Genomic DNA, 4,214 nt, shown 5'->3' on the forward strand with positions numbered 1-4,214 from the left:
CCAGAGCGGTCGGCCCCTTTTTTCATTCGGGATCCCGGGGGGCGAAACCTGCCGGTTCTCCGATGGTCAGGTCAAGGCCAAACCCAGGGGTTGCGGCCCCTGACGCCGCCTTACTCTTTTTGCTTGCCCAAAAAGAGTAAGTAGAAAAAGGGCACCCCGACGCCTTGCCCGCTACGCGGGTTCCCTCCGCGAGGCAGACGTTTCGGGGACGGGCAAAAACTCGCTACGCTCAAACATTTGCCCGTCGGTTTCCCGAAACGTCCACCTCGCTCCGGCGGCGGCGAAGGGGAGGGCGGCAGAACCCCAAAAAAATCCTGTTACCCTCCGCAGACCGGGCAGCCCTGCAGGCGCAGGGGCTTCTCCAGGTGGCTGCGGGAAAGGAGCTCGGCGTCGGCGAAGATTTCCGCGGTCGGGCCGTCGGCGGTGACCTCGCCGTTGTGGATGACGATGGTACGGGCGCAGACGTCGAGGACCAGATCGAGGTCGTGAGTGGCGATGACCCGGGTGTGGTGGAAGGAGTCGAGCAGGCCGATCAGGCGCCGGCGGTGGTACGGGTCGAGGCCGGTGGTCGGCTCGTCCATGACCAGGATGTCCGGCGCCATGGCGAGGACGGTGGCGATGGCGACGGTGCGCTTTTCACCGGCGGAGAGCCGGTAGGGGGGGCGGTCCCGCAGGTGCAGGGCCTCGACCCGCTCAAGGGCACCGGTGACCCGCTGCTCGACCTCTTCCGGCGGCAGGCCGAGGTTGAGCGGGCCGAAAGCGACGTCGTCGAAGACGGTCGGCATGAACAGCTGGTCGTCCGGGTCCTGGAAGACCATTCCCACCGTGCGGCGGACGTTCGGGAGCGTCGCTTTCGTCAGCGGGAAGTCGCCGATGCGCACCTTTCCTGCGGTTGGGGTGAGGCAGCCGTTGAGGTGCAGCAGCAGGGTCGATTTGCCGGCGCCGTTGGCGCCGACGAGGGCCACCGACTCGCCGTGGTGGATGCGGAAGGAGATCCCCCGGATGGCGGCGGTGCCGTCGGGGTAGGTGTATCCGAGGTTTTCGATCTCGACGATATGATGGCTCATCGGGCAAACTCCGTAAGCAGCCGTCCCAGCAGCTGCGGGACGTTGTAAAGACGCAGGGCGATGAAGACGGCGGACCAGCCGAGGGTGAAGACGATCTCCTGCCGGCCGATGCGGGCGGGACGCAGCAGGCGGGGCTCGCCGGCGAAGCCGCGGCAGAGCATGGCGAGGTGAATGCGCTCGGCGCGGTCGAGGGTGCGCAGCAGCAGTTGGCCGGTCAGGTGGCCGAAGACCTGCATCCCCGGGCCCCGGCCGCCGAAGGAGCGCAGGGCGCGGGCACGGACGAGGCGCTGGGCCTCGTCGATGAGGACAAACAGGTAGCGGTAGAGGAAGAGGAGCTGCAGGGCAAAGACCCTGGGCGCGCCGAGCCCCTCCAGCGCCCGGCAGATGCCGGCGAAGCTGGTGGTGGCGATCAGCACCAGGGCGGCGAGCACGGTCAGGGTGAAGCGCAGCAGGATCGAGGCGAAGGAGACCCAGCCGCCCGAGATGGCCAGCGGGCCGAACTGCAGCAGGGTCTGGCGGTCGAACCAGGGGTTGAAGATGCCGACGCAGAAGGCGAAGGGGACGGCCAGCAGCAGCTTCCTCAGCAGGTAGCCGGGCGGCAGGTCGGCCAGGATGATCAGCGACAGGGGAAAGAGCCCGAAGGGGAGAAGGGCCGAGATGGCGTAGCGGTCGAAGGAGACGACGACCAGGACGAAAACCAGGGTGGTGACCAGCTTGGCCCGCGGGTCGAGGCGGTGGATGGCCGAGTCCCGGCAGGCCAGGGTGTCGAGGGTGCCGATGTCGAAGAATGCCGAGTCGATCTTGGCCATCACAGTTCCGTTGCCATGAGTTGCACGCTTTTTCGATTCGTGCTACCGGTGAGCCGGAAAAAAGCCCGCTCGGGCCTCAATGATCCTTGCACGTGTAGGGGCAGGCCTCGTGCCTGCCCTGGGCGCCCACAAGGGGCGCCCCTACCAATCACCCATCACCAATCACGGCCTTTCAGAGCAGCCCCTTGCCCGTGGTGGTGGTCACCAGCTTGCCGTGCTTGACCCCTTTGGTGCCGATCAGTTCGTCGGCCAGGCGCTTGACGCTCTTCGCCTTCCCCTTGACCACCACCACCTCCAGGCAGTGGTGGGCGTCGAGGTGGACGTGCAGGGCGGAGATGATCGCCTCGTGGTGGGAGTGCTGCTGCTCGGTGAGCTTGTCGGCGAGGTCGCGGGTGTGGTGGTCGTAGACCAGGGTGACCGTTCCCACCGTCTCCTCGTCCTCCCGTGCCCAGGCATCCTCGACCAGGGCGTTGCGGATCAGATCGCGGATCGCCTCGGAGCGGTTGACGTACCCCTTGTCGGCGATCAGGTCGTCGAATCGCTTGAGGAGCCGGTCGTCGATGGAAATGCCGAAACGGGTCAGGTCGGACATATGAAAATCCATGACTGGTAGTAACGCGTGATCGGGAAAACCAGGGAACCCAAAAGCCTCTGGTCATCGACCTTGGACTTTGGACCCGGGACCTTGGACTGTTTAACATGGTGCCCGGTACCGGTCAAGGATATTGCGGGTATACGGACTTCCGTCCCCTTTCTGTCCACAACCTGTCCACCGTGAGTGCACAATATCTAGTGCGTATGCGAAAAAAATCAGTCCATATCTTGTGTTTTTTTGTCTTGACACCCCGGGCCGCTGTGCTAAATTCGCCCTAATTCTTTTTCTGTGCCGGGAGGGCGAGCCATGCTGGAATTCATTCGCAAGAGGGACGGGCGCCTGGTTCCCTTCGAAGAGGGGAACATTACCGCCGCCATCGAGAAGGCCGTGCGCGCCGTCGGCGGCAGCGACATGACCAGGGCCGCCGGCATCGCCCGGCAGGTTGTGGGCATCCTCGATGTTCTCTACAAGGACGGCCGGGTGCCGACGGTGGAGAACGTCCAGGACCTGGTCGAGAAGATCCTCATCGAGAACGGCCACGCCAGGGTGGCCAAGGCCTACATCCTTTACCGCCAGCAGCACGAGAGCCTGCGCAAGACCAAACAGTTCATGAAGGAGTCGATCGAGGCGATCGATTCCTACCTCACCCAGGAGGACTGGCGGGTCAACGAGAACGCCAACATGGGCTACTCGCTGCAGGGGCTCAACAATCATATCGCCGCCAACATCACCAGCAACTACTGGCTCTCCAAGATCTACCCCGCCTACATCGCCGATGCGCATCGCGAGGGGGATTACCACATCCACGACCTCGGGATGCTCAGCGTCTACTGCTGCGGCTGGGACCTGCGCGACCTGCTCCTGAAGGGGTTCACCGGCGCCTACGGCAAGGTGCAGAGTGGGCCGGCCAAGCACTTCCGCACGGCGCTCGGGCAGGCGGTGAACTTCTTCTACACCCTGCAGGGGGAGGCGGCGGGCGCCCAGGCCTTCGCCAACTTCGACACCCTGCTCGCCCCCTTCATCCGCTACGACGGGCTCAGCTACAAGGAGGTCAAGCAGTCGATCCAGGAGTTCATCTTCAACATGAACGTCCCCACCCGGGTCGGCTTCCAGACCCCCTTCACCAACATCACCATGGACATGACGCCGCCGCGGAACATGGCGAGCGAGGCGGTCATCATCGGCGGCGAGCTGATGGAGGAGACCTACGGCGACTTCCAGGCGGAGATGGACCTGTTCAACCGCGCCTTCTGCGAGGTGATGATGGAAGGGGACGCCTCCGGGCGCATCTTCTCCTTCCCCATCCCGACCTACAACATCACTGCCGGCTTCGACTGGGAAAGCCCCCGCTTCCAGCCGATCTGGGAGATGACCGCCAAGTACGGCATCCCCTATTTCTCCAACTTCATCAATTCCGACATGGATCCCGAGGACGCCCGCTCCATGTGCTGCCGCCTGCGCCTCGACAACCGCGAACTGCGCCGCCGCGGCGGCGGCCTCTTCGGTTCCAACCCCCTGACCGGCTCCATCGGTGTCGTCACCCTCAACCTGCCCCGGGCCGCCTACCAGGCCGGTGGCAGCTGTGCGGCCTTCCATGCCCGGCTCGCCGAGCTGATGCGCCTCGCCTTCGAGTCGCTGGAGATCAAGCGCAAGCAGCTCGAGCGCTTCACCGAGGAGGGCCTCTACCCCTACAGCCGCTTCTACCTGACGGCGATCCGGGAGCGCAGCGGGCACTACTGGGAC

4 protein-coding genes are annotated in these 4,214 nt (G+C 64.7%); 1 reads left to right on the plus strand and 3 read right to left on the minus strand.

Annotated elements, in window-relative coordinates; translation table 11 throughout:
* Positions 1-317: 317 nt before the first annotated feature.
* From VD811_03635 to nikR, 3 genes are all read right to left on the minus strand, one after another.
* Positions 318-1,067 (minus strand): ABC transporter ATP-binding protein, encoded by a 750-nt coding sequence (locus tag VD811_03635; protein HXV20070.1) that lies wholly within the window; start codon positions 1,065-1,067, stop codon positions 318-320.
* Positions 1,064-1,876, minus strand: a complete 813-nt coding sequence (gene cbiQ / locus VD811_03640; protein HXV20071.1) for a cobalt ECF transporter T component CbiQ — start codon at positions 1,874-1,876, stop codon at positions 1,064-1,066. The genes VD811_03635 and cbiQ overlap by 4 nt, the downstream gene beginning before the upstream one ends.
* Positions 1,877-2,048: 172 nt before the next feature.
* The gene (gene nikR, locus VD811_03645) at positions 2,049-2,468 is read right to left on the minus strand and encodes a nickel-responsive transcriptional regulator NikR (GenBank protein ID HXV20072.1); all 420 of its coding nucleotides are present in this window, start codon (positions 2,466-2,468) and stop codon (positions 2,049-2,051) included.
* A gap of 309 nt (positions 2,469-2,777) precedes the next feature.
* Between nikR and VD811_03650 the strand changes: the two genes are divergently transcribed.
* The coding region (locus tag VD811_03650; protein HXV20073.1) for a ribonucleoside triphosphate reductase at positions 2,778-4,214 on the plus strand (1,437 nt) is incomplete at its 3' end.

The sequence above is a fragment of the Desulfuromonadales bacterium genome (assembly GCA_035620395.1).
Lineage (GTDB): Bacteria > Desulfobacterota > Desulfuromonadia > Desulfuromonadales > DASPGW01 > DASPGW01.

What these genes read in the sequence shown, in the direction of transcription:
- VD811_03635 (HXV20070.1), bottom strand. Translation starts at nt 1,067, where the DNA reads ATGAGCCATCATATCGTCGAGATCGAAAACCTCGGATACACCTACCCC.
- cbiQ (HXV20071.1), bottom strand. Translation starts at nt 1,876, where the DNA reads ATGGCCAAGATCGACTCGGCATTCTTCGACATCGGCACCCTCGACACC.
- nikR (HXV20072.1), bottom strand. Translation starts at nt 2,468, where the DNA reads ATGTCCGACCTGACCCGTTTCGGCATTTCCATCGACGACCGGCTCCTC.